This is a genomic window from Actinomyces sp. HMSC065F12 (genome assembly GCF_001814535.1).
In the GTDB taxonomy this organism is placed as follows: Bacteria; Actinomycetota; Actinomycetes; order Actinomycetales; family Actinomycetaceae; genus Pauljensenia; species Pauljensenia radingae_A.
This window is the reverse complement of record NZ_KV817042.1, coordinates 125,133-150,603: the sequence shown is the minus strand read 5'-3', so window position 1 is coordinate 150,603 and position 25,471 is coordinate 125,133. Positions and strand designations below refer to the sequence as shown.

General features: G+C 60.6%; 23 protein-coding genes. 6 read left to right on the top strand and 17 right to left on the bottom strand.

The window, feature by feature from the left end; genetic code table 11:
- Positions 1-56: 56 nt before the first annotated feature.
- Positions 57-2,420: an ROK family protein gene (locus tag HMPREF2975_RS13020; protein ID WP_070728233.1), complete on the bottom strand. Its 2,364-nt coding sequence runs from the start codon at positions 2,418-2,420 to the stop codon at positions 57-59.
- A gap of 273 nt (positions 2,421-2,693) precedes the next feature.
- Between HMPREF2975_RS13020 and HMPREF2975_RS11720 the strand changes: the two genes are divergently transcribed.
- Together HMPREF2975_RS11720 and HMPREF2975_RS12360 are read left to right on the top strand one after the other, a co-directional pair.
- Positions 2,694-2,954 (top strand): hypothetical protein, encoded by a 261-nt coding sequence (locus HMPREF2975_RS11720; RefSeq protein WP_070728228.1) that lies wholly within the window; start codon positions 2,694-2,696, stop codon positions 2,952-2,954.
- A complete protein-coding gene (locus tag HMPREF2975_RS12360) occupies positions 2,932-3,417 on the top strand; it encodes a zinc-binding metallopeptidase family protein (protein WP_141757432.1) in 486 nt (161 codons plus the stop codon). Before HMPREF2975_RS11720 ends, HMPREF2975_RS12360 begins: the two co-directional genes overlap by 23 nt.
- Here the strand turns inward: HMPREF2975_RS12360 and HMPREF2975_RS11715 are convergent.
- The 8 genes from HMPREF2975_RS11715 to HMPREF2975_RS11680 form a co-directional block, all read right to left on the bottom strand.
- Entirely contained in the window at positions 3,332-3,979 is a 648-nt protein-coding gene (locus HMPREF2975_RS11715; protein ID WP_070728225.1) for an endonuclease III domain-containing protein, read from the bottom strand. The genes HMPREF2975_RS12360 and HMPREF2975_RS11715 overlap by 86 nt on opposite strands.
- Entirely contained in the window at positions 3,976-4,893 is a 918-nt protein-coding gene (locus HMPREF2975_RS11710; protein ID WP_227469388.1) for a LysR substrate-binding domain-containing protein, read from the bottom strand. The genes HMPREF2975_RS11715 and HMPREF2975_RS11710 overlap by 4 nt, the downstream gene beginning before the upstream one ends.
- 134 nt (positions 4,894-5,027) lie before the next feature.
- The gene (ahpF, locus tag HMPREF2975_RS11705) at positions 5,028-6,617 is read right to left on the bottom strand and encodes an alkyl hydroperoxide reductase subunit F (protein ID WP_070728223.1); all 1,590 of its coding nucleotides are present in this window, start codon (positions 6,615-6,617) and stop codon (positions 5,028-5,030) included.
- Positions 6,618-6,756: 139 nt separating this feature from the next.
- On the bottom strand, positions 6,757-7,320 hold the full coding sequence (ahpC, locus tag HMPREF2975_RS11700; protein ID WP_070728220.1) for an alkyl hydroperoxide reductase subunit C: 564 nt from the start codon (positions 7,318-7,320) through the stop codon (positions 6,757-6,759).
- A 621-nt stretch (positions 7,321-7,941) separates the two neighbouring features.
- A complete protein-coding gene (locus HMPREF2975_RS11695) occupies positions 7,942-9,057 on the bottom strand; it encodes a hypothetical protein (RefSeq protein WP_141757431.1) in 1,116 nt (371 codons plus the stop codon).
- A 98-nt stretch (positions 9,058-9,155) separates the two neighbouring features.
- Positions 9,156-9,899: a GNAT family N-acetyltransferase gene (locus tag HMPREF2975_RS11690; RefSeq protein ID WP_070728218.1), complete on the bottom strand. Its 744-nt coding sequence runs from the start codon at positions 9,897-9,899 to the stop codon at positions 9,156-9,158.
- Positions 9,899-11,119, bottom strand: a complete 1,221-nt coding sequence (gene glp / locus HMPREF2975_RS11685; protein WP_058237796.1) for a molybdopterin molybdotransferase MoeA — start codon at positions 11,117-11,119, stop codon at positions 9,899-9,901. Before glp ends, HMPREF2975_RS11690 begins: the two co-directional genes overlap by 1 nt.
- A gap of 13 nt (positions 11,120-11,132) precedes the next feature.
- Entirely contained in the window at positions 11,133-12,125 is a 993-nt protein-coding gene (locus HMPREF2975_RS11680; RefSeq protein WP_070728215.1) for a UTP--glucose-1-phosphate uridylyltransferase, read from the bottom strand.
- A 49-nt stretch (positions 12,126-12,174) separates the two neighbouring features.
- Here HMPREF2975_RS11680 and HMPREF2975_RS11675 point away from each other — a divergent pair, with 49 nt between their 5' ends.
- The 4 genes from HMPREF2975_RS11675 to HMPREF2975_RS11660 all read left to right on the top strand — a co-directional run bounded on the left by HMPREF2975_RS11675 (position 12,175) and on the right by HMPREF2975_RS11660 (position 16,839).
- A complete protein-coding gene (locus HMPREF2975_RS11675) occupies positions 12,175-12,903 on the top strand; it encodes a 5-formyltetrahydrofolate cyclo-ligase (protein ID WP_058237794.1) in 729 nt (242 codons plus the stop codon).
- 81 nt (positions 12,904-12,984) lie between these two features.
- Positions 12,985-15,975, top strand: a complete 2,991-nt coding sequence (locus HMPREF2975_RS11670; protein ID WP_083314574.1) for an FAD-binding and (Fe-S)-binding domain-containing protein — start codon at positions 12,985-12,987, stop codon at positions 15,973-15,975.
- 148 nt (positions 15,976-16,123) lie between these two features.
- Positions 16,124-16,597, top strand: a complete 474-nt coding sequence (locus HMPREF2975_RS11665; protein WP_157843534.1) for a DUF2975 domain-containing protein — start codon at positions 16,124-16,126, stop codon at positions 16,595-16,597.
- Between the two features lie 2 nt (positions 16,598-16,599).
- Positions 16,600-16,839, top strand: coding sequence for a helix-turn-helix domain-containing protein (locus HMPREF2975_RS11660; RefSeq protein ID WP_070728209.1), 240 nt, complete (start codon positions 16,600-16,602; stop codon positions 16,837-16,839).
- On the opposite strand, the gene HMPREF2975_RS11655 is transcribed toward HMPREF2975_RS11660, so the two are convergent.
- The 8 genes from HMPREF2975_RS11655 to HMPREF2975_RS11620 all read right to left on the bottom strand — a co-directional run.
- Complete coding sequence (locus tag HMPREF2975_RS11655) at positions 16,770-17,912, bottom strand: FAD:protein FMN transferase (protein WP_070728205.1); 1,143 nt, start codon at positions 17,910-17,912, stop codon at positions 16,770-16,772. The two genes, HMPREF2975_RS11660 and HMPREF2975_RS11655, sit on opposite strands and share 70 nt — an antisense overlap.
- Complete coding sequence (locus HMPREF2975_RS11650; RefSeq protein ID WP_070728202.1) at positions 17,884-18,447, bottom strand: FMN-binding protein; 564 nt, start codon at positions 18,445-18,447, stop codon at positions 17,884-17,886. Before HMPREF2975_RS11650 ends, HMPREF2975_RS11655 begins: the two co-directional genes overlap by 29 nt.
- Before the next feature lie 37 nt (positions 18,448-18,484).
- Entirely contained in the window at positions 18,485-19,273 is a 789-nt protein-coding gene (locus HMPREF2975_RS11645) for an ABC transporter ATP-binding protein (protein ID WP_070728201.1), read from the bottom strand.
- A 9-nt stretch (positions 19,274-19,282) separates the two neighbouring features.
- A complete protein-coding gene (locus HMPREF2975_RS11640) occupies positions 19,283-20,719 on the bottom strand; it encodes an ABC transporter permease (protein WP_070728198.1) in 1,437 nt (478 codons plus the stop codon).
- Positions 20,720-20,740: 21 nt separating this feature from the next.
- Positions 20,741-22,030: an ABC transporter permease gene (locus HMPREF2975_RS11635; protein WP_082628661.1), complete on the bottom strand. Its 1,290-nt coding sequence runs from the start codon at positions 22,028-22,030 to the stop codon at positions 20,741-20,743.
- A gap of 70 nt (positions 22,031-22,100) precedes the next feature.
- A complete protein-coding gene (locus HMPREF2975_RS11630) occupies positions 22,101-23,381 on the bottom strand; it encodes a Fe-S-containing protein (RefSeq protein WP_058237787.1) in 1,281 nt (426 codons plus the stop codon).
- 91 nt (positions 23,382-23,472) lie between these two features.
- Positions 23,473-24,144, bottom strand: coding sequence for an iron transporter (locus HMPREF2975_RS11625; protein ID WP_070728195.1), 672 nt, complete (start codon positions 24,142-24,144; stop codon positions 23,473-23,475).
- The coding region (locus tag HMPREF2975_RS11620) for an FTR1 family iron permease (RefSeq protein ID WP_083314571.1) at positions 24,141-25,471 on the bottom strand (1,331 nt) is incomplete at its 5' end. The genes HMPREF2975_RS11620 and HMPREF2975_RS11625, both read right to left, overlap by 4 nt.

The window sequence follows — 25,471 nt, the reverse complement described above, 5'->3', positions numbered from 1 at the left end:
GTGAGTATTACTTATATACGATCTTGGGATAATAGCGCGGCTCAGTTCAGTAGCCGTTATTTCACCTGGTTGTGATTGAAATAAGCAACAAGGTGTTCAGGAAGTTCGGGGATGTGGCGCGGCTCGTTCCCCTCGCGCAACGAACTCGTTGCCTGGATGCCGGCAGCCACCGCGTACCATGCTCCCAAAGGCGATGTGTCGGTCACCGCGTCGTGGGCAACGAATCGGAGGAACTCGTCAACAATCAGCTTGTCGGCGTCTCCATGCCCCTTCTCATCACCGATGATGGGGAACTGCTCGTCACCATCAGGGTTATAGATCGTGCGCTTATTCCACAAGCTGATGTGCCCGCCCTCGCCGTCACCGAAGTTTTCCAGACGCCCTTCGGTGCCGATCACCGTGTAGTTTCGCCAGTAATCGGGCGAGAAGTGGCATTGCTCGTATGAGGCCAGGACACCAGATTCCATTCGCATCAGCATCATGGACACGTCTTCGACATCGATAACGGCGTTCAAGCCCTTTTGGGTCATGGGCGGCCAATTGTCGAGGGAATACCAGTCGTGCATGAGCTCGTTGGAATGATCGCCGCGGTCAGTGATCTTGTCGTATACCATCAGGTCGCCCATTGCGACGACGTCTGTCGTGTGAGAGTCGGCCAGCCAGTGCATCACGTCAATGTCGTGTGCGGCTTTCTGCAGCAGCAGCCCCGTGCCGTGCTCACGCGTGGCGTGCCAGTCCTTGAAGTAGAAGTCGCCGCCTGCGCCCACGAAGTGTCGGCACCAGATCGTCTTGACTTCACCGATTCGCCCCGCGCGGATCAGATCACGCATGGTGCGCACGACGTTCATGTGGCGCATATTGTGACCGACGTACAGCTTCGATCCAGTTTCATATGCCGTCTCCAGGATGCGTGTGGCATCGTCAAGGTGGATGGCGAGCGGCTTTTCAACGTACACGTCGATTCCTGCCTTGAGCAGTTGACACGCGATGTCGGCATGGGTGTCATCTGGTGATGTCACAAATGCAACGTCAACGTCGCATTCAATGAGCTCGTCGACTGCTTCGCATACGGCAATCGAGTCCGGGTCCCGCTTGAGCTGTTTCTCGACGCGTTCGCGGCGCTGCGGATGCGGTTCACATGCTGCGACGATCTGCGCCGGAACACTGGCATTTTCGGCTCCCAGAGCCAGAGGGGCGCGGGCCCCGATCCCCACAACGCCGACTCTCAGTGGCGCAGATGAACTGGATGTGTGCTGAGTCGTCAACGTCGTATGCCTCCTGTTGAGTTGAGCTGACAGAATTGAGTGAAGGTGATGGAGCGTGGGCAGCTGCGAGGACCCTTCCCCGAAGAGGTGGCGATCTGCGTCCAGCAGTGCCCATGCGACGGCGCCAATTGAGGCGCAGGCCGTGCCGTAGGGAGATTCTTCGATTCGAAGATCAGGTGCGGATTCAGGGCGCAGACTGGCAAGTTTCCTCTTGATTGCTGCCATGACTTGCGTGGAGTTGGCGGGAAGGCCTGCAATGACGATGGTTCGCGGATCGACCACCACCCCCAGCGGTCCGATTATGCCGGCCAGTCGTTCGCCCCATTGGGCGTAGGCACGTTCGAGGGAGGCTCTGTCCTGCGGTGAATCCTGGGTGCCGACCTGATTGCGGGCAACGGATTCCTCCACGAGGGGCGCGTCCACCACGTCTGTGATTTCACCGGCATTGAATGAGCAGCCTCGGTGGAGTTGTCCTTTGAGGATCAGCCCCGTGTGGATGCCCAACTGGCAGTTCACGAACAGCAGGTCGTCATCGGCGGCAAGTTTTCCGTCGCTGACGCGAGTCACAAATTCACCCATTGCCGCAGCGTTGATGTCATTTTCGATTCGAACCGGGCATTCCAGATCGCGGCGCAGGGTATCACCAAATGGAAAGCCAGCCCACGATGGGATCAGGTCTGAACGAACAATCGTGCCCTGGGCATCAATGACACCTGTGGTGGAGACGACGCAGGCGTGAACGGGTCCCCATTGGGGCCGCAGCTTTTCAATGAAGCGGGTGATGAGCGCCTCTACCTCGCGATAGCGTTCCTGCCCGCTTTGCGCCTTCAGCTGAGCTACACGCGATTGGATGATGGAGCCGGACATGGAGATCGCGCTGATGGCCATTGTCCGTTGAAGCAGATCCACGCCCACAGCGAATCCTGCGTGGGGCGCCAGAGTGAATACGCGTGCCGGCCTGCCACCGTCAACGACGCTGCTTTGCTCAACGATCATTCCGCGTGCTGCCAGGCCTTCCAGGATCGGCGTCACGGTCGGTCGCGTCACGCTGCAGGCTTGAGCGAGCTGGGAATGGGTGGCGCCGCCTTGACGCAGCACGTTGATTACGTCCAGGGCACGCCGGTCTCCGCGCTCTGAACTACGCCGAGTGCTCATACTGCGTCCTCACTGCCTCATTGCCACGTCTTTCATGGGCATTATTGCGATGGACGTTCGCCCATCTCCCTTATGAAAGCCACTAATAAAAGTGAATATTAGAACGTGGGACCCATCGTGTCAATCTCACGACGCCTCGAGCGTGCACCTGCCCCGGATACGTTGGAACGCTCAGCGATCAGACAGATAATGCACTCAGAGGCCTTTGCAGGCATCCGGGCGACGAGTCCCGCGCATGTGAGCCGCTGCCACCAGCTGCAAAGAGGAGGACATATGTCTCACGTTCAGCACATCGCCGGCCGGTACGCCGATATTCACAAATGGCAAGAAGACCTGCGTGCTGACCTTCACCGCCATCCCGAAGTGTCGATGGAAGAAGAACGCGCCAGTCAGACGATCATTGACGAGGTAACCGCCCTGGGCCTTGATGCCACCCGAGTGGGCCCGACCGGCGTGGTGAGCGTCGTTGCCAACGGTGACGGGCAACCCGTGCTGGCACGCGCACACATGGATGCGCTGCCCGCGCGCCCCTGAATCTGAGTACTACGACCAGTTCCCTCTGACCGTCAACGACCGCGACACGCATGATCGCGTCCGAACACCGTTCGACGCGTTCTTTGAGGACGGCGTTGTGGGTGATGGCGATCCGGTGACAGCGTCGGAGGACTTCTCCCGCATTCCCGGCGCCTGGGATGCGTCGTACCTGTACTGGAATGTGACGGGAACCGTGGATCCCAGCACGAGCGATGAGCCGCTCGCAGCTCATCACTCGCCGTTCTTTGCGCCCGCCATGCAGCCCACATTGCAGGTCATGACGCAGGCGCACATTGTGGCGGCACTGGCCTACCTGGATACTGACCAGCAGGGCTCACGCGTCGGCTCGAGCACCAGCACGCATGCCCTGCGCTGCCTCAACCGCGCTGTGACACCTCAAGCGTGGGATAGAACGCCTCCCATCCGCCGCAGGATCGAGCCTTCTTGCCTGCTTCAACAATGAGCCCATGAAAGTGGGCCAGTTCAGGTGTCGTGAAGTCACCCTCGTCAATGAGGGGCTGAAGAGTGCGACGCGCGGCTTCATAGCTGCGAGGCACGGCCCACCCGGCGGCGCTCAGGAACCGGCGTGCATACAGGTCCCAGATGAATACGGGACGCTCATAGCCGTACAGCACGATGTCGTCGGCGGTTTCAGGGCCGATCCCCTTCACGTCGATGAGGCTCGCGCGCAGTTCGTCGGTCGGCAACCGCGTGTGGGACGCGTCGTCGAGGAACCAGCGTGCTGCACGGATGAGGGTTTCGGACTTGGCGCGCATGAAGCCGCTGGGACGGATCAGGCGCTGCAGGTCGGCAGATGCAGTGGTCGCCAGTTTCTGCGCCTCGAGCAGGCCGGCTTCGCGCAGATTTGCCAGAGAATACTCCACATTGCGCCACGCCACATTCTGCGTCAGGACAGCACCCACCACGATCTCGAAGCGGGTGTCGGCCGGCCACCACTGACCGGCGTCAATGCGCCTGCACAGCGCGTCAAAAAGCGCTCGCGCCGAGGGAGCGGCCGATGTCACTGCTCCTCCGTTGCATGAGAGACAGGTGCGACCAGTGAGCTGATCAGGTCAGCAATGGTGGCGTTGAGCTCGTCCAGCGGGCTGGATCGACGCCATACCAGGTTGATGGAGCGGTAGGGGCGCGGCGGGCAGAACTCGCGAAGAACCAGACCGTCGGGTTGCGCGATCGGAGGGATCGTCGCCAGCCGAGGCAGCAGCGTCACTCCGCTCCCGGCTGCGACCATGTAGCGCAGCGTCTCGAGCGACGTGGCGCGGAAGGCTGACTGGCGGGCACCGACTTTTTCGCAGATGCTGACCGTGCTGCGACGCATGCAGTGTCCTTCTTCAAGCAGAATCACCTCATGATCGGCCAAATCGCCCAAGTCAACGGGCGTGGTTTGCTCGCCTAGGGCTGACGTGCTTGAGGTTGCCAGCACGAAATCCTCGTCAAAAAGGTGCGCCACGGTCAGGCCCGACTCCGCAGACGAATCCGCCAGAACAGCCGCGTCAATTCTGCCGGATGCAAGCGCGTCCATGAGTGCGAGGGATTTTTCCTCGACGAAATGGGCGGTCAGATCTGGCAGCGCTTTCCCAAGTGCGGGTGCAACGCGTGGCAAAAGGTAGGGTGCGATCGTCGGGAATACGCCGATGGCGACGGTGGCGGCCAGAGGATTCGATCCGCTGCGACCGACCTGCTCAATGTGGTCCAAGTCAGTGAGGATGCGACGCGCATAGTAGACAACGTCACGGCCAACCGGGGTGATCAGCACCTGCTGCGTTCCGCGTTCAACCAGCTGGGCTCCCAATTCCTCCTCCAGCTTCTTGACCTGCGCTGACAGCGTCGGCTGCGAAACGTGAGCACGCTGAGCAGCACGCGTGAAGTTCCGCTCCTCATCCAACGCGACAAGATACTCCAGGGCCCGAACGTTCCTCACCTTGACGCACTCCTTCCTGATGTGTGATCCGCTGAGCAGGCGGTGGATCCCCATCACCAACATGGCGAGCCCGAATCGCCTGGCTCAGTTCCTGCTCAGCGTGATCACATTTTTCGCTGCCGCCTGGTCGCGACCTAGTCGTGGTGCGGGGCGCGAATCAGGTAGTTGAACGCACTCAGTGCGGCGGTGGCGCCGGAGCCGAATGCGGTCACGATCTGCTTGTATGGTTCATCTGTGCAGTCACCGGCAGCAAAAATCCCGAGCACGTTGGTCTTTCCTTCGCGATCTGTCACAACCTCACGCCGGTCGCTCAGTTCCACCTCTTCGGGGAGCCACTGCGTGTTCGGAACCAGGCCGATCTGGATAAAAATGCCGTCCGTGTCGACCGAGCGCGTCTCGCCGCTTGCACGATCTTCATATGCCAGGGCAGTCACTTTCTGACCGTCACCGATCACTTCAGTGGAGCGTGCTCCGACAATGACATCGACATTGTCGAGGGCGTCCATCGCATCCAGTAGCACTCGGTCAGCTTTGAGCTGATCCAGGAATTCGACTACGGTGACGTGGCGCGCGACGCCGGCCAGGTCGATAGCCGCTTCGATACCGGAGTTTCCGCCGCCGACCACAACGACGTCCTTGTTCTTGAACAGTGGACCATCGCAGTGCGGGCAGAAGGACACGCCCTTATTGCGGTATTCCTCTTCGCCGGGTACACCCAGAGTTCGCCACGTCGCACCGCTGGCCACGATGACGCTCCTGGCGCGCAGGTGCCCACCTGAACGTGTCACCACGGTATGCAGCGGATAGTCTCGCGAGTTGCCGTCAGCTCTGACCGCAGCGATTTCGAGGCGATCCGCCCACTGCGGCACATACACATCGATGTCGTACTGGTTGATGTGTTCAGTCAGATCGGCAGCCAGCTGAGAACCTGTTGTGTGCACCTGAGAGATGGCGTTTTCAATACTCTCGGTTTCCACCACCTGGCCACCGCGGTGATCCATCACCATTGCGGTGCGGATACCCTTGCGAGCGGTGTAGATGGCAGCTGACGAGGCGGCCGGCCCTCCGCCGACAATCACCACGTCGTAGGGTTCTTCCTGATTCATCTGGTCAACCGCGGCCTGGGCGCCGCCCTCGTCCAGCATGGAAACGAAGTCGTCGAGTGTCGTGCGACCGGAGGAAAACATCTCGTCACCCTCGAATGTGACGGGCACACTCATGATTCCGTGGTTTTCGACCTCGCTTTGGAAAGCGCCGCCTTCAACTGCGGTGTGGCGAATCGAGGGATTGATGATGGAGATCGTGTTCAGTGCCTGCACGACTTCCGGGCAGTTTTGGCACGTGAGCGACATGTAGGTCACGAACTCGCGCGGGCCTTTGATGCGCTGAATGGCCTGGCGTTGCTCGTCGGAGATCTTGGCGGGGTGACCGCCGACCTGCAGAAGCGCCAGGACAAGTGAGGAGAATTCGTGACCCAGTGGCAGTCCCGCGAACCTCACCTCGACATCCGTACCGATGCGGCGAACGGCGAAGGATGGTGTGCGAGGGTTTGCCTCGTCGGTGAGGGTAATGTTCTCACTCTTGGCAGCTATTTCCTCCAGCAGCTCCCGTACCTGCGCCGACAGATCGGAGTTATCCAGGCTTGCAGCGAGTTCAATCGGCGCTACTACTTTGGTCAGCAGCTGCGACAGTTGGGCGGAAAGCTGGTCATTCAAAACTGGCATGGCGTTACGTGCCTTTCACAAAATTGCGGACGCGGGAGGGCAGGTGTCGCCCTCGTGATGCGCCAATCCCGCACCGACGCGTTCTCACGTGCGACGAGAACTTACGTGTGCGGGATGGCGTGACGTTCAGTGATGCGGGTCAGATCTTACCGACGAGGTCCAGGGACGGAGCCAGCGTCTCTTCGCCTTCTTCCCACTTCGCGGGGCACACTTCGCCCGGATGCGCGGCGACATACTGAGCTGCCTTGACCTTGCGGATCAGTTCAGCTGCGTTGCGGCCGATTCCCTCCGAGGAAACCTCGAAGAACTGGATAACGCCGTCTGGATCGATGAGGAAGGTGGCGCGGTCAGCCAGGCCGACGCCTTCGCGCATGTTCTCGAAGTTGTTGGTCAGTTCACCTGACGGATCACCGATCATGTAGTACTTGATCTTGGCGATTGTGTCGGATGCTTCGTGCCACGCCTTGTGCGTGAAGTGCGTGTCGGTGGACACGGAGTAGACCTCAACGCCCAGTTTCTGCAGCTCGTCGTAGTAGTCTGCGAGGTCGCCCAGCTCGGTCGGGCACACGAAGGAAAAGTCAGCTGGGTAGAAGAAGAAAATGGCCCATTTGCCGAGGACATCCTGTTCGGTCAGTTCAACGAATTCGTCCTCTTTGAACGCTGTGGCCTTGAAGGGGCGGATCTGGGTGTTCATCAAGTTCATGGTTCTCCTATCCGAGTTTCGCCAACCGCTCACGCACATGACGAGCATGTCGAACGGTTTCTCACAACACTCTCAGTATAGACCAAACCAATGCAACTTACCACTTCAATAGATTTCCTCTATCACATGGTGTACGACCGCTAGTGCGGGAGGTCTGATTAGCTGCAATGCAGCGACGGGATAGCGTAACGCTGTACAGGAATGGCGCGATGCACCGCCAGGATGGATACGTCCGTATAAGACAAGCAGGTGTCTGCGCACATTCCCCTAGATCTTCGGGATCTTCGTGCACATACCCCTAGTTCTAAAGCCCACCACGACTCTCGAAATTTCCATCATGCGTCCTGACCAGCGAAAACAGAAAACAGTACGCAGACGGGAGGCTTAGATCTAGGGCTTCGTGCAAAAAGAAGCGTAGATCTAGGGGATTGTGCAGCTGGAAAGTTTAGATCCAGGGAGTTGTGCATGCCGAGCGTGATTTTCAGACCTGCAAACTCAACAGGCTTTGCCGGGTGAACGACTCTGCCGGGCACGCTGCACTGCCGAATCGGCAACTCCCTCGGACGCGACGCGCTACCAGGACGACATCAACATGAGCGATGCAGCGCCGAAGCAGCACCGTTATTGAGCGCGACGAGACTCCAGAACCGCGTCCAGATCGAACGCGACATCCGCCTGAGCGGCGACCTCTTCAGTCGAACGCATCTGCTGACCGGAAGATGAGCTCGCGTGGATAGGACGCCCTCGGACATCGGAAGGAACCTGAGGGATGCCTCGCAAATCAGTATCGGCGTGCACCACTCGGCCGGTAATCTCCTGGCGTGATGCGTAGGTAGGTGCAGGGATGCGCTGGACGGACCATGCGCGCTGCGTCTGGGCGACATCGCGGGTCGCCTGGTCGAGTCGTGCGTCCTCGTCATCAACACTGTGAGACGCCTGCGCCTCGTCGTCGACACGTTGGATTTCGGTCGACGCGTCGGCTCCAAGGGCTTCATCCGGCCCCTCGTCGGTTGCCGTTTCAGACGCAGGAGCATGCTCCACAGTCTCAGAGGCGACGGGCGAAGGCGCGGAATTGCGGCGTGCCGAGGTGCCACGCGTCAGCTCCATAATCCGCTTTTCTTCGGCTTCACCAACGCGCTGGGAACGAATGGCGCTCCAGCGTGACACGCCAAGGCCAGCAGCAAGTGCCGCCGCGGGAATCAGAACCCATGCCCATGACATCGTGGTCAGCGCTGCAATCAGCATCATCAGCACAGTGATTGCTGCACACACCCCACTGAGGATCATTCGGCGCTGACCTGCTGCCTTCTCACTGGCAATACGTGCCGCGCGGCGTGCACGCAGGCGCGACAGTTCGCGGGTGCGCACATAGTCTCGTTGCGCGTGGATCGTCCCGTCGGGTCGACGTGCGGATCGCGATTCGTCAGCCATGGTGTCTCCTCGATGACCACGAAGGTGAGCAGGTTGCTGGGTGGCCGGCAGCGCCGGGCGCGCGTGGTAGTCATCCGCTCCAGCAGCATCATCGGATTGCAGCGCCTGATGCGCCAACAACGGTGTCGAGCCGCAGTGCGAATTGGCGGTGGATGAAGTATCGCCACTGTGATGGCACAGTGCCGGTTCCTCATCAATCAGACGCATCCTGGGCGAGAATCGGTCAGCCTCGCGGGACTGAGTGATCGCCGTGCGTCGGTCAACAAGGTGCGGCACAATCACGACGATCGTGATCGCGATTGCCATCACAACAATGATTCCACCGTACTCCACGTATTAACGCTACGGCACGGGCTGCCAAAAACAGGTTCTGACGCGCGCGCCGGCGCCAAATGAGAGGCGAATCAGGTCAGCGTCAGCGGCATTTTCCACACGGATTGGACGATGCCGCCCTCGGGCCAGGATTCCGTATCCAAAGCGAAGCTGACGTGATCAGCCCACCTGCCCGCAATGCACATGTAACGCTTCTTGTAGCCCTCTTCACGCAACCCGATTTTTTGACACAATCCCAAAGATCGATCATTTTCCGGCCGGACGTTGACCTCCACCCGGTGCAAGCCCAGCTCACCGATCATCAGGTCGATGACGCCAGCCACGCACAGCGCACCCAGCCCCACCCCAGCGGCTTTCCTGACCATCCAATAGCCGAGGACGCCCTGACACATCGCCCCCCACTGAACATTGGAGACGGTGATCAAACCCAGCGGTTGACGGTCGCATTCGACCATCATGACAAGGCTCGTTCCGCGCTTTTGCTGCCTGTCGACCTGGCGCTGATAGGTCCAGATGTCGGGGAGTTCCTCTGTCGATCCGACCGGCAGCGTCGCCTCCCAGGGTTTGAGCCACGCAGAATTCTCGGCACGCGCTTTCTCGATGCGAAGATGATCGCTACCGTAGGCCGGACGGATCACAACACTGTCCCCGAGCTTCACGGCGCTATCACGCCCCGTTCGCGCAGCGCTCCCCGTCGCCCCGATTCTCGAGGCACTGCCATGCGGCCTGATCAGAGCGCGACCCACAGGATCGTCGATGCGAATCGTCAGCTCATCGGGGTGGCGTCCCCAGATCCGCGGCCTGCCGAACAGCATTAATCAAGCACCATGCACTGCAGGGCGTCACCGGCACGCACATTCGTGACCTCTTCGGGCACGACCGCCAGTGCGTTCGATTCAGCCAGTGCGGACAGCAATAGCGCTGCAGGTGATCCCATGATTTTGGCCTGGTATCCGGTTCGAGGCGACCCCGTCAGGCGCACGCGGACAAATTCGCGTCGCCCTCGTGGTGAATACCATGAGCGATCGACGCGAGCCTGCACGCTCGGCCTGCTCAGTGTCGTCCATCCCTGCATCTGTCGAAGGGCAGGACGCACATACACTTCGAAACACACCTGCGCGGATACAGGGTCACCGGGCAGGCAGAAGATCGGAGTCGCGTCATCTTCGTCACCGACGGTTCCAACTCCGAGGATATGCCCGGGCCATGCGGCCACATTGTCAAAGCGCACCGTGCCCAGCGCGCCGAGCACTTCGCGCACCGTATCGCCTGAGCCATACGAGATGCCGCCGGTCGTGATGATGAGGTCAGCGCGAACCAGCTGGTCCTGGATCGTTTCGCGCAGTGCCTGACGGCCATCAGGAACGGCTGCCACGCGGAAGGTTTGAGCACCCGCATCCGCCACAGCGGTGGAAAGGGCATGCCCGTTGGCATCGAACACCGTGCCGGGTCGTGCCTGTTCACCCGGCTCCACAAGCTCGTCACCAATCGACAGGATCACCACTCGTGGGCGTGGATGCACTGTCACTCGTGAGCGCCCCACGCCGGCCAGAAGCGCTACCTGGCGTGCACCTACACGCGTGCCGTGACGCAGAACCACGTCCCCCTCGACCACGTCTTCGGCGCGACGCCGGATGTTCTCACCGCGCGCCGGCTGGGTGCGCACGGTCACTTTAGCCATACCGCGATCCGTAAAATCCAGTGCGATCACCGCATCTGCACCTGTGGGCACCGGCGCTCCCGATGCAATGCGGATGGCAGTTCCCGGCACCAGCGCGGCCGGGTCAACATCTCCAGCCTTGACTTCCTCGGTGACCGGCAGGGTCACCATACTGTCCGGGCGCGCCCCTTCGAGGTCAGACGATCGCACGGCGTACCCGTCGCATCCGGCCAGATCCGCTACGGGAAGGTCGAAGCGGGCCTGCACGTCTTCAGCCAGCACGCACGACACAGCATCAGCGAGCTGGACATCCAGCGGCGGCTGCTGGCCAACAGTTGACAGGCAGTCTTGGTAAAACTCTGCGACCGAACGCATTCAGGTTGTCCCTTCAGTGGTGCTCGGGTGACGTGCTGTCAGACTTGTCGAGGGCGTCCCCCGGCTGTGTTGCCATGAGCTCTTCCAGGAACGAGCGTACTCCGGGTCCCAGTTCCGGGTCCTCCAGCGCCAGTTCAATGGAGGCGGTGAGGTAGCCGAGTTTGTCTCCGGTGTCGAAGCGGCGGTCATCCAGAACCAGGCCAACTACGCCACCTCCTTCTTCGGCTGGCACGTCGATGAGTCGGGCATATGCGTCGGTGAGCTGGTATTCACCACCGTGACCGGGTTCGATATTTTCCAGTTCCGTGAAGATACGCGGATTGAAGACGTAGCGGCCCACCACGGCGTATTCGCTGAGCACCTCATCGACCGGGGGCTTTTCGACAACCTTGTTGAGGCGGAACAATGTGCCTTCCTCAATGTCGATGGGCAGGCCTTCCGGAATCGGCATCGGGGTGACGTCAACAGAGGCATAAGCGGTTGCCTGTTCGGGTGTGACACGCATGAGTGCGACAACCGATCCACCGATCGCCGTGCGGATCGCGAGCATTTTCTCCAGCAGGCGGGACTTTGGGTGCATCAAATCGTCCGGCAGCATGACGGCAAAAGGATTGTTACCGACGTGGAAGCGTGACTGAAGGACGGCATGTCCCAGCCCCAGCGGATGTCCTTGGCGCACAGAGTGCATGCGCGCGAGGTGCTCATATTCGCGCACGATCTTGAGCAGTGATTCCTTGTGAGAGGCCTCCAGCGCCGCCTCCAGGCCGGGATCTGCGTCGAAGTATTCCTCGATGGCATCTTTGCCGGTGCGAGTGATGATCAGCATGTCTTCAATGCCGGCTCGAGTGGCTTCGCGCGCAATATATTCAATGGATGGTCGGTCAACGACCGGCAGCATTTCTTTGGGCACAGACTTCGTTGCCGGCAAGAATCTCGTTCCGCGTCCAGCTGCTGGGATCACGGCGTGACGCACGCGCGCGTGACGAGTGGGCTCAGTTTCGCTCATGTCTGCCACAGTATCCTAAGTAGGAGATGTTCAGTGCTCAGGAGGGGCCATGTTGCACGAAAAAGCTCCACTTCGCGCCAGAATTCGCGCCCAGCGGCGTGACAGGCGCGCCCGGTGGGATGCACTCCCTGCCCGCGAAGCCGATGAGTTGCGCCGGCGGGAGCAACGCGGACTGGTCCGCTCGTGGCTGCAGGCCTGTCACGCGCTCGGAGTGGGGTGTCCTCACCTCCCGGCACTGTTTGTTCCAACCACCACCGAGCCGGATGTCTCAGCCATCGTCACTGAATCGGGTCACTGCTTCCTGCCTGTTGTCGTTAACCGGCAGGGGCGTGCACTGGACGAACCTGCGTGGGGCTGTATTGATTTTCCTGATGCCAGCACATCTGCCTGGTCATCATTGACGACTGACCGTCTGGCAGCAGTCCTCGACCAGCCTTCTGCACGCTGGCCTGCCCAGCCTCATCTCTCCGATGCGCCCTATGCCGAACTTCCTGACAGCGTCGACATTGTATTGCTTGCGGGCCTGGCCGCCGACCTTTCGGGCACGCGCCTGGGCCAGGGCGGCGGGTGGTATGACCGGGCCTTAAGTAGGTGGAACACGGATCACGCTGAGAGATCGCCGCAGGAAAGCGCACTGCCTGTGAGGCGCCGCGCTCCACTGGTCATCGCACTGTTCGATGAAGAGGTGTGGGATACAGGCACCTTGCCTGTCGATCCTCACGATGTCGCCGTAGACGCGATTGTGACACCCACACGCATGGTGATGCTGACTCGCTGACGCCCGCGACACAGCCCCACCTGTCAGTTCGCATACCTGATGGCGGCGCAGAGCAGGCATCAAAAGTGGCACAATCAGCCTATGAGCTTCCACCCACTCAGCAGTGAGCCGGCGCCTGCCTCGTCCCCCCTGCCCAAGCGCGCCGATATCCGGCCTCGCGACGTGGAAGCTTGCTACGCGCACCTGGTTGACGTGCTCGACGGTGAGGTTGATCGTACGACAGGCGCCCGCGCGCGCTATTCCACAGACGCCGGCAACTATCGCGTTCCGCCGCAGTTCGTTGTCTTCCCTCGTTCAACCGAGGACGTCCTGGCGGTGTGCGAGGCGTCGCGACGCTTCTCCATTCCGTTGACCAACCGTGGGGGTGGCACGTCATGCGCTGGCAATGCGTGTGGACCGGGCATCGTCATTGACTTTTCGCGCCACCTGAACCGAGTGCTGTCGATCGATCCGCAGGCGCGCACGGCCGTGGTGGAGCCGGGCTGCGTGGAATCCACCCTGCAGGAAGCTGCCCGCAAGTACGGACTGCGTTTCGGTCCGGATCCGTCCAGCCAGAACCGGGCAACGATCGGCGGCATGGTGGGCAACAATGCGTGCGGGCCTCACGCAACCGCCTGGGGACGCACGTCAGACAACATCGTCTCCCTCGACGTCATCGATGGACGAGGCAGACGCTTCACCGCTTCCACCAGCCACTCTGACCTCTCACAGGTGCCTGGACTGGACACGCTGATCGATTCCAATCTGGCGCTCATCCGCACGGAACTGGGGCGTTTCGGCAGGCAGGTGTCGGGTTATTCGCTTGAGCATCTGACCCCTGAGAAGCATCGCAATCTGGCGGCGATGCTGGTGGGCACCGAGGGGACGCTGACCACAATCGTGTCGATCACCGTCAAGTTGGTGGAGATTCCGCGAGCGCCCGTGCTGGTGGCGTTAGGGTATCCGGACATGATTGCTGCAGCTGACGATGTACCCACAATTGTGCGCTATGAGCCGCTGGCTGTCGAAGGGATGGATTCGCGCCTGGTGGACGTGGTACGAGCTCACCGCGGACCCGGAGCCGTGCCGGCGCTTCCCAAGGGTGACGGGTGGCTGATGTGCGAGGTGTCGGCCGGAAGCGAAGAGGAATCGCTGGCACAGGCTCGCAGACTTGCGGCCGCATCTCATGCGGTCGATGCGGCGGTCTATCCTCCGGGGGATGATGCCACGCGACTGTGGCGCATCCGCGCTGATGGTGCGGGATTGGGTGGGCGCACTCCCCCATCTGAGACGTCAGCGACCGGTGAACAGGCATGGCCCGGTTTTGAAGATGCCGCGGTGCCACCGGACCGCCTCGGAGCCTACTTGCGTGATTTCACGGCGCTGATGGATGAGTATGACATTGACGGGCTGCTGTACGGGCATTTCGGAGATGGCTGCGTGCATGTGCGTCTGAACATGCCACTCGAGACCGGGGCTGGGGTGGCGCATTCGAGGCGTTTCCTGGAGGAGGCGGCTCAGGTGTGCGCCAGGCATGGCGGCTCAGTTTCCGGTGAACACGGGGATGGGCGTGCACGCACGGAACTGCTGCACTTCATGTACTCCCCGGAACTGATTGACCTGTTCAACAACGTCAAGGCCCTGTTCGACCCCGATGACCTGCTCAATCCCGGTGTTTTGGCCTCACCGACCAACCAGATCGACAAGCTCGATGATTTCCTGCGGCGCCCTCGTGCACGCTCGTTGCCAGCGGCGGGAGGCTTCGCCTTCGGAGAAGACCACGGTGATTTCACTCAGGCGGTCCATCGCTGCACAGGTGTGGGCAAGTGTCGCGCGACGATTGACGGCACGTTTATGTGTCCGTCGTGGAAGGCGTCGCATCTGGAAAAGGACGTGACCCGAGGGCGGGCGCGCACGCTCCAGGACGCTGCCAATGGGCAACTGGTCCAGTCAATCACCTCACCGGAGGTGCTCGAAGCGCTCGACCTGTGTCTGTCATGTAAGGCCTGTTCGTCGGATTGCCCGGCAGGTGTGGACATGGCCAGGTACCGCTCTGAGGTGCTCTTCCGTAAGTACCGTGGGCGCCTGCGTCCACTGTCCCACTATGCGCTGGGCCGCCTGCCCCTGTGGACGGGCCTGAGCGCCCGCATTCCGGGTGCATCCGCCCTGGCCAACGCAGTGATGGGAGTAGATGCGATTCGCCGGGCTGCATTCGCACTGCTGGGTATGGATGCACGCAGACCGATGCCCGCCCTTCAGTCCGGAACTTTCCAGCGATGGGCCAGGCGGCGGCACCTGGTTGCAGATGCGCCTCCGTCAGCAGTGCCGCCGAGTGCCGAGCGGCTTGCTGAGACAGCATCGCCTGCTTCCTCGTCCGCTTCTGAAGCCCGACGCTTCGCAGTGGTGTGGGCCGATTCGTTTTCACAGACGCTTGACGACCGGGGCGCGCGTGCAACGGTTGCGGTGTTGCGTCAGAACGGTTTCGAGGTGATTATTCCTCCCCATGCGTGCTGCGGCCTGACGTGGATCACGACGGGGCAGCTGACTGGGGCGAAGAAGAAACTGACGGCTTTGCTGGACGTTCTAGCACCGTTCGCTGTAGCCGGCATTCCAATCGTTGGTGTGGAACCGTCATGTACGGCAGTCCTGCGTGATGATCTGCTGGATCTGCTGCCAGATGACCGGCGCTCAGTGCCGGTGTCGCGCGCTGTGCATACTCTGGCTGAAGTGCTAGCCACTGTTCCGAAGGAGGAGCGTGTTCTGCCTGATTTACATGGCACAACAATTGTGGCGCAGCCGCACTGCCACCATCATTCGGTGATGACGTGGAGCGCAGATCGGGCGCTGCTGGATTCACTGGGTGCCACCGTTGTCCAGCTGGATGGCTGTTGCGGTCTGGCCGGTAATTTCGGCATGGAAAAGGGGCACTACGATATGTCGGTCGAGGTGGCGCGCACCTCACTGCTCCCTGCCCTCAATGCGTATCCAGATGCCGTGTATCTGGCGGATGGTTTCTCGTGCCGCACTCAGGCCCAGCAGCTCGCTGACCGAGGCGGCATGCATCTGGCAAGCTTGCTGGCATCGCAGATCTAAAACCGCTTTGCGCCTCGCCACTCAGCGTCACGTTAACTGAACCAATCAGCACATGTGCCGTCCTGCCACCACACCCATTGACATGTCGATCATCGATAAATTATTATCGTTTATCGATAACCATGTGATGTTTGAAGGAGGCACACTCATGAAACCGCATACCATCATTGCCCGCGTGGTTCTGGTGATCTTCGGCCTCGGCATTGTTTTAAGTTGGCTGCTGCTCTGGTCAGAAAGCGACTACAGCGCCGCCTACTGGCCGGAAATGGCACACCTGCAGTACCCGATCCTCGTCGGCTCGATCATCGCCACGCTTCCATTCCTCGCCATCCTGATCATCGCCTACCAGTTCCTATTGCTCGTTGAGCGCCGCACAGTCTTCACGCACCGGGCATTAACGCTGATTGGCCGCGCGCAGTGGGTGTGCATCGCCGCCACGATCTACTACGTGAGCGCGACCATCTGGTTCATGTGCGTCAGTCCGCTCCAGCACATCTCGATCCTTCTGATGGCGATCTTCATGGTGACGCTCAGCGCAGGCGGCACTGTTTTCTTCCTGGTCACCGGACACATTTTCCGCGCTGCGATTGCTGCGTGGGATGAGAATCAGCTGACGGTGTAGCCATGAGTATTCACGTCACACTGGACCGCATCTTGCTGGAACGCCGCATGACGCTCACTGACCTGTCGAAGCGCATCGGCATCACATTGGCGAACCTGTCGAACCTGAAAACCGGCAAGGCCCGCGCCATCCGCTTTTCCACTCTGAACGCACTGTGCGAGGCGCTCGACTGTCAGGTGGGTGACGTGCTCGAATTCTGCCCCGACACACCCGCCCCACCATCAGATTCCGACAATTCCTGACGCGGATGCCAGATCTGCGCGGGCCTGGCATCGACGCGAATCCCGCCTGCCATCACTCCCTGCTCGCCGCCGACAATGATTGACGAGGGCGACGCTGCCACATCACCATCTGCTGTGTGTGGCAGGACAACCGCCTGCCGTCCGCCGATGAGCATGCCGGTGGACAGCGCTTCAGCCGTCATGCCGTCTGCGCAGATCACCGTTGCCGAACGGGCAAGGATCCGGGCGGGCATGCCGCTGCGCGGGTCGATGACATGGTTGAAACGCTGCGCATGGTCGGGCGCCACGTCCACGAGTACTCCTAGGTTGTCACCCGAAGTGGACAGTGACATGCGGTCAGGCAGTTCCACGTATCCAAGCCACGATGATTCACTGCTGCGCGGGTCGCGTATCCCCACGCGCCACGGTGTGCCGTCGGAGCGCCTTCCCAGGGCGGCAATGGAGGATGTTCCGATCGACACGAGCGCGGCACGGGCACCAAGTCGGGCACACAGATCCCGAGCCTGATCAGCACTGGCACCTTTCGCAATCGCGCCCAGGTCAATGCGTGCGCCGCCCTTCAGGCGTGCCCGCGATGCCGCCGGGCCAACGTCAAGCATCCCCGGTGAGCACAGTGGCAACACCTCGGCCAGCGCGTCGCTGCCCGGAGTGGTTGCGCTCTCCGTGCTCGTGGCAGCACCTGCGCCGGCGACAAGAGCTGCCAGCGCACCTGCCGGGTCCCACAGCTGACGCACCGGCTCAATCAGCGGGTTGAAACAGCCTGACGTGACGTCGATCAGGTCCTTGACGCGTGCCAGTAATGCGCACGTCGCCGGATCCACATCCACCCACTGTCCGCACGCAGTGTTCAACCGTGTCACATCGGAGTGCGCCGAAAAACGCGACCAGAGCCGCTCATGGCGTGCAACAAGTTCGCAGACAGCTTCCGTCATCTGCCTGGCGGAGCCGCCCTCGACAATGAGATCGACGCGCGTGCCCATCGCGGGAAAGGACATGCGCCACGATGAGTCGCGCAGATCAACAAGCAGCTCGGGGCCGGGTGAATCAGTTGGAGAACTCGTCGAGCTGGTCATCGTCGCTGAAGTCCAGGCCCGGCACGTCGATCTGGTCGGCCGCATCCTCCCCGGGCTGGGTTTCCACTCCCTGAGCGGTCTGGATGGCTCGGATTGCCGCCTGCATGAACTGGCTGTGCGCAACAGTGGCGCCTGAAATGACATCAACTTCGTTGGGGTCGTTCGTGGCCGTCAGCTCGTCGGAATACTTGTTGAACGCCTCCACCGCTTTCTGGGCGCGCTTGTAGTAATCCTTGTTGCCCACTTCGCCGGCGCTGGTCGTCCCGTAGTTCTGGTCCTTGAGCTCGCCGTCCTTCATGCGGGTTTCATATGAGGTGGAGGTGATCTTGCCGCCTTCCACCGTGATATGAACAGTGCCGATGGCTCCCTGTTCGTCAGGATTGGACTCCCCGGTGTACTCTCCGTCATTCATGGGAAGTGACATGTCCACCGGTGGGATCGACGGGCCGCACGCGCTCAGAATCATCATGCCGAGCCCGCCGAGCGACCCCATGGTGACAAGTCGTGAAAACTGTGAAGACGTCATGTTAGTCATCTGCGATTCATCTCATTGCTGACAGTGTTCGGGCGCCTCAGGACGCATCGTCACGAGGTTCAGGGGTTGGAACCTTTTCTTTCACGTCGCGACCCGTTGCCAGGTTCCCCGACGCGGCGCCTGCAGCTTCCGCATTGTCCCGGTCGTGGTCGTGCCACGTTTCCCTGGCGACTTTACCGTGATCCAGGCGGATTTCCCGCTGGCCACACGAAGCGACGAGGGCGTCGTGAGTCACCACGATCAGCGTGGTTCCATCGGCATGAAGCTGACGGAAAATATCCAGCACGATCTGTTCATTGTGCTCATCGAGGTTACCGGTCGGCTCATCAGCCAGCACCAGTTTCGGGTAGTTGATCAGGGCCCTGGCCACGCACACGCGCTGCTGCTCGCCGCCGGACAGCTGTCGCGGCAGGTGGGTGGCGCGATCGGCCAGTCCCACCCGCTCCAGTGCCGCCAGCGCTTCCTTTTCGTTGGGCACCGAGTGGTAGTACTGGGCGACCATGACATTTTCGAGGGCGGTCAGGTGCGGAATCAGGTGGAACTGCTGGAAAATCAGGCCGATGGTCTGGCAGCGCACGGTCGTCAGTTCGGAGGCGGTCAGCTCGGAAATGTCGCGCCCGTCGAGCGTCACGGTGCCTTTGGTGGGGCGGTCCATGCATCCCACGATGTTCATCATCGTGGTCTTGCCTGACCCGGACGGGCCCACAATCGACAGCCACTGCCCTGTCGGCACGCTCAGCGACACGTCATCCAGTGCGTGCAGGTCGCCGTAGATTTTCGAGACGTGCTCAAGTCTGAGCAGGTCGTCCTTCACCTGTGATGTCATTGTTTCTCCTTATTCTCCGCGCAGCACCAGTGCAGGGTCAACGTCGAGGGCACGACGCACTGGAATCAGACATGCCAGCGTCGCGATGATCACTGATGCGAGCACAGTAATCACTCCCATCAGCGGGTGGAATGCGATTGTCCGGTGGAAGACGTTCAGACAGATCACGATCGCCAGAAGGTAGCCGAGCACCGCGCCGATCGCACCGCCCAGAATGCCGAGCATGACGCCTTCACCAAGAAATTCACGCACGATTGATTTCGAGTGAGCTCCCAGAGCTTTGCGCAGGCCGATTTCATTGCGTCGTTCCGCAACCACAGCCATCATCGTGGTGGACACGCCGATCATCGTCAAAGCCAGCACGATGATCGTGATCATCCCCATCAGCGAGCGCAGCATCGTCAGGACGCCCTCGTCAGAATGGGTCAGTCGGGTCACTGTCGAGGCCTTCACGCCGTCGACTGCGTCATTGATTTGCTTGGCGAGGGCGGAGACGGCTTCCGCCTGCCCGGCAACCGAATATTCAGATACGCCGTAGCTTGTGTCCTTGCCGGTCAGCTGCGACATGTCCGCGGTGCTCATGAACAGGAAGCCGTCTTCTGATCCACCTGTTTCAAGGATTCCGGACACCGTCAGTGAGATGTCGCGTGTGTCGACCGGATCGGGCGCCTGCCCCTTGCCGTTGCCTGGGGCGACCGGAGCGGTCGGCTTGTTCTGCGTCAGCTGTTCGATCGCGTCCTTCTTTGTGGTCGGCGCACCGGACTGAGCGCTTTGCGGCTGGTCTCCAACGTAGATTCCGTCCACGTTCTTCGACGGGTCGTATCCGGGCATCTCGCTGTTCTTCATGATCGTGCCGTCGGGCATCATGTGGGAGCCTTCGGGGATCTCAGGGGCCCCGCTCATCGCTGTGGTGCCCGGAGCGGTCGATGCGTCCTGCCCGCCGGACTGGGGGGCAGCCGAGGAGGCGCCTTCGGCGAGCTGCGACACGGTGATCGAGTCGCCCACTTTGGCATCAATGGTGGAGGCGATTTCACGGCCGATGAGCACCTGCCCGTCGGCTGAGGGCCATTCACCTTCGATGTACCAGTACGGGTTGATTGCCTTGACAGCATCAATGTCGGTTCCTGCCGCCACGTACGGCTGGTCGTTGATGGACACCGGCTGGTAGTCGAAAGCAGCTGAGCCAACGAGCGTTGAACCCGACGATTTCACCACTTCGTCGATGCGGTTGATGGTCTGGTCAGTCAGGTTGTCGTTCTTCTCGGAGGGGACGACCACGAGGTTCGCGCCGTACAGGCGCATTTCCTGCGCCATCTGGCTGGGCACGTCAATGGCGATGGCAGCCAGTCCCGACAGGGTCGTGGCGCCGATGGCAACAGCAAGAACTGCGATCAGCACGCGGGATCGACGACGCAGGATCGAGGATGTGACCATGCGCCAGTACATTTTTCTCTTATTCACCGACTATCACCTTCCGTGAAGCACTTCTGCCGGCCGCAGCCCCAGCAGGAAGCGTATGGCAGGAATCGAGCCTGCCAGCACCACGATCGTCACAAGCACTGCAACGATTCCGGCCACTACGGGCGCAACTGCGATGGAGGAGGAAAAGACGGTTCGGCCGATGATCTGGGCGAATCCGATGCCGGCGAAGTATCCGGCGACGCCGCCCACCAGGCCGACGATCGTGATTTCTGCCAGCAGCATGCGCACAACGGCGTTGTCTTTCGCTCCCACTGCTTTGAGCAAGCCGATTTCGGGAGCCCGTTCCATCACGTTGGCGGTCACCAGGTTCGCGATCGCCAGTGCCGATCCGGCCAGTGACAGAACCGTCACCAGCAGCATCAGCATCTGGGTCTTCTCCATGATGATGCCTTCAGATTCTGAGACCTGACGCACCGGCCGCGCCACGGCATCTGTCATGGCTTCTTCGATCTGGTAGGCAATGGAGGACACGTAGGCGGTGCAGTACCAGGTTTCCCTCTCAGTCAGCGACAGGGATGCAGGGTTCTTGGCGGCTTTTCGTGCCAGGTCGTTGTCAGGGGTGGTCAGAGCCGACACTTCAACAGATCCGACGGCGCCGGGCTTGTCCAGGAATGTCTGAGCCAGATGCAGGGGCGCGTAAATCTGGGAGTCTTCATCTCCATCTGAGGTGAAGATACCGGAAATGGTGACGTCCTGGCTGTGTCCGCGTGCTGACAGCGGGATTGTCTGCCCGACGCTCCATCCTTGAGTCTGCGCCAGTTTCGAGCCGACGATGACGGAGTTGTCGTCTCCGTCCTGGGGCCACGCGCCGTCCATTGTCCACCATCCACGCAGGTTGGTCAGGCCGGTTGTCACCGTGTCGCCTGTGGGGAGTTTGAGATCGTGACTGAACCATGTGCCGGTCAGTTCAATGCTGTCATCGGTGGATGACTGGCCGGTTGTTGTCACCGGTACGGACAGCAGCGGCGAAAAGTCAACGATGTTGTAGGTCCAGAAGATGGTCTTGATGTTGCCGAGCTCGTCTTCCTGAAGGAATGCTTCCTGTTCAACCGGAGTGTCGAACTGATACAGATCCTGGACCACGGCCGCGCCTTTGGGGCGCACCACAATGTTGGCGCCGTAGTTTTTCAGCTCCTGGTTGATCTTGTCGCCCACGTCGAACATGACTGACAGCATGGATGTCGCAACCGACGCGCCGAGCGCGACAGTCAAGGCAATCATGAGGTGGCGGCCACGCTGACGGAACAGTGCTCCTTTGAGCATTCTCAGAAACATGTTGTCACATCCTGACTTCGTTCACCGTGATGTCGAATTATGTGCACGCAATGGGGCGCTGAACAGCAGATCATGCGAAGACGCTCGCTGCAGCTTCAAGTTGGGCGATGGGCACCGACAGCGTGCCGTTCGACACTTCATAGTCAATCGGGATCGGGTTGCATCCACCCTTGAATCCGATCGTGGCGATGTTCATGGCCACTTCGCACAGCTTGCAGATGACTTTGCCGTCTTTTTCGTAATACCCGGTCGGGCCGCAGATCTCGCACGCATCCAGGCCCACCCCGAAGGAGGATCCGGCTTTCTGGATGACGATGAAACGCACTTCAATGCCTGTTGACGTGGTGTAGGCGAATCGGTGCAAATGCCCATCTGAGACTTTATCGAGCTGCACGACTGCCTGGTCACCTGACACTTCAAACGGTTCAGGTTGGGACAGTTCAACGGTTGCCGAACTGATTGCAGCCCCAATAGTCAGCACGGCACCTGCTGCCGCACATGCCAAGAGGGAGCCGGCAGACAGGCGGCGCCACGACTTTGCTTCAGCCAGGCGGAGGCGACGCACAGCAGGGTTCGGACCGTCCTTGGGCAGCGATCGCGACCGGATCCACACCAGGATTGAGGCCACTGCGACCAGTGCGGTGGCCACCAGGGTGATGGCATCTTCGTGGTTGATGGTCCACGCGATGGATTCGAAGATCGCGCCGGGCAGGTGAATGATGCGCTTGGCCTGCAGGATGCGGACGATAAGGATCACGTGTGTCAGTGTCAGGATGCCGACACCCACTGTTGACATGATCGGTGCCAGCAGGGCACCGCGTTCGCACAGTTTGCGCACACCCACGGCCAGCAGGGCGACCAGGGCGACGCCGATGAGGTATCCGACGATGTTCTTGACGGTGTCGGTGGACACCAGGGACGTGTTGGGAGAGACGAAGGTTCGGATCTGAAGGAGCGCGGTGGGGGCCACCCGGAAGGTCGCCATGGCTGCATATGCTGCAGCAACCCACAGCGCTGCGCGGCGCTGCGTTGAGCTTGCCTCAACGCCTTTTCGAGCACGACCCCGTACCCGCCACACCATCACGAGGGTCACAGCGGCCAGGATGACTGTGGGAATCAGCGCCCAGAACGTGATGTCCTGGCGGTTGATCTGACGCGGAATCAGCAGGTGCACGATGGTCAGTACACCGCCGAGGGCGACTCCCGCAAGCGCACCCCAGATAATGGAGCGGTATCCAGGTTTGCGGCCTTTTTGGCCTCCCCCCATGCTGGGTACTGCCGCGCTGAGAGCACCAAGGGCGAGTGCCAGCAAGAGAGTGGTGGAGACTATTTCAACAATCTGCTGAATCATCAATCAACCTTTCATTGACGCACCAAGCTGGGGCCGGGTGCGCAAGCACCCTGCCCCAGCTCATACGTTTAACAAATGGTGCAGGTCAGGCTCACCATTCGACAGCGGTTGGATCCCACTGGAAGTTCTTGAACGTTGCAACCAGCGGCTCAGTCCAGTAGCGGCCGGTCACACCAGTGGTCTTGTCGACGTGCAGCATCCAGCCGTCCTTTTCAGGAGACTCGATGGTGATTTCAACGTCGTAGGTGCCTGCATCCAGCTTGGGCAGGTTCAGGCCGTAGTGCGGGCCGTCGTTGGCAACCATCGGCATGAAGGCGCCTTCCTGCACGACATCCTTGGTGCCTGCCTTGTACAGCTTGTAGGTCACGGTCAGGCCGGGGATGAAGTCGCCGACGCCGTAGCCCAAGTCGTTTTCACCAGCTGCAATGTCAGCTTCGAGGTGCATGGATGATTCCTCTTTGGGAACACCCATCTGAGGCTCCATGTCAACGGGCTGGAAGTAGACGCCGCCGACCTTCACGCGGTCGTTGTCCAGGTAAATGTCATCGCCGAGCGGGTTTTCCTGGAAGCCTGCGTCTTCACCTGGGGCAGCCGCTGCGTCGCCACCAGCGCTTTCAGCAGCGTCGCCTGCAGCGGACTGAGTGGTGGAGTTGTCAGAGGCGCCGCTCTCATCGGTTGATCCCTGCTGTGAGCAGGCACCGAGCGTACCGGCAACAACGAGTGCAGTCAGAGCAGCACCGACTTGACGTAAACGAATTTTCATTGAACTGTCTCCGTTTTATCTTCAGATGGGGTGGCATTATCGGCTGCAGCCTGCGCCCGATTACGTCGGGAGCCCCAAACGAACAGGCCGATAATGATCAGGAGAACGAGACCTTGAGCAGCCAGGTTCTCGACTCTGGGATAGATTCCCAGAAGATCTATGGTGGGCGCCCCGTTGATTGGTGTCAGCGGGAACGCGTCAGCTTCCTGTAGCTCCTTGATACCGGAGCCGGTGAATGTGATCGCCATGATCGCCAGCAGAATCGATGTGACGATGAAGAATGGTCGCAGCGGGATTCTGACAGCCAGCAGTCGGATCATCAGGTAGACGATGACCAGGCACACAGCGCCTACGCCCAGACCGACCCACACGTAATGCACCTGGTTGCCAGCTTGGGCGATGACAGGAAGGTAGAACAGGATTGTTTCTGCGCCTTCACGGAAAACCGCGAGGAATGCGATGAAGGCCAGTGAGAACAGGGAGCCCTGCGACAAGGAGCGCTCCGTCTTCGACTTGATGAACCGATCCCAGGCCGCCTGGCTTGACTTGCCGATCATCCAGTTGGACACCCAGATGAGCATGGCCACAGCCAGCAGTGCTGTGAGGCCTTCGATGAGTTCTTGGTTATGTCCGGCAAGTGCCGTGATGTTGCTCAGCAGCACAGCCAGCACAATGGAGCACACGATGGCGACTCCGGTGCCGGCCCACACGACTTTGGTCTTGTCACCGTGGCCCGCTTTGATCAGGTAGGCGATGACAGCGCCGACAACAAGGATTGCCTCGAAGCCTTCACGCAAGATGATGAGGAAGGCGGGCAGGAATGCGGACAGCCACGGGCTGCTTTCGGTCGCACCTGTTCCTTCGTACCCATCGAGGGTGTTGGCATCTTCACGAATGTAGTTCTTCAGCGTGGTGGCGTGCTGGTCGACAACGTCAGCATTGCCATCGTTCATCGCCTTTTTCAGCAGCGAGAATTCCATCTCCACTGTCGACACGCGAGTGCCGGAGATACGCGCCATGACCTGCTTTTCAAATCCGAGAGTTTCGTATCGCTGGTAGTACGCCACGTTCACGGTGTCCTTGCCAGCTTCAATGTCACCGTTCTTGAAGTGGTCCACGGCCTCATCGAGGATGCCGTTCATTTCCTTGGCGACCTGGCCCCACGGTCCGGGGCTGTATGACTCGCCGTCGGCTGAGCCGCCGTCAAGGGTTGCCGCGTCTTCAACCAGCATGGTCTTGAGGGTGTCGGCGTGCTGAGTCACTCCCGCATCGTCACCGTCACTCATGGCTTTCTTCAGCAGCGAGAATTCCATCTCCACTGTCGACA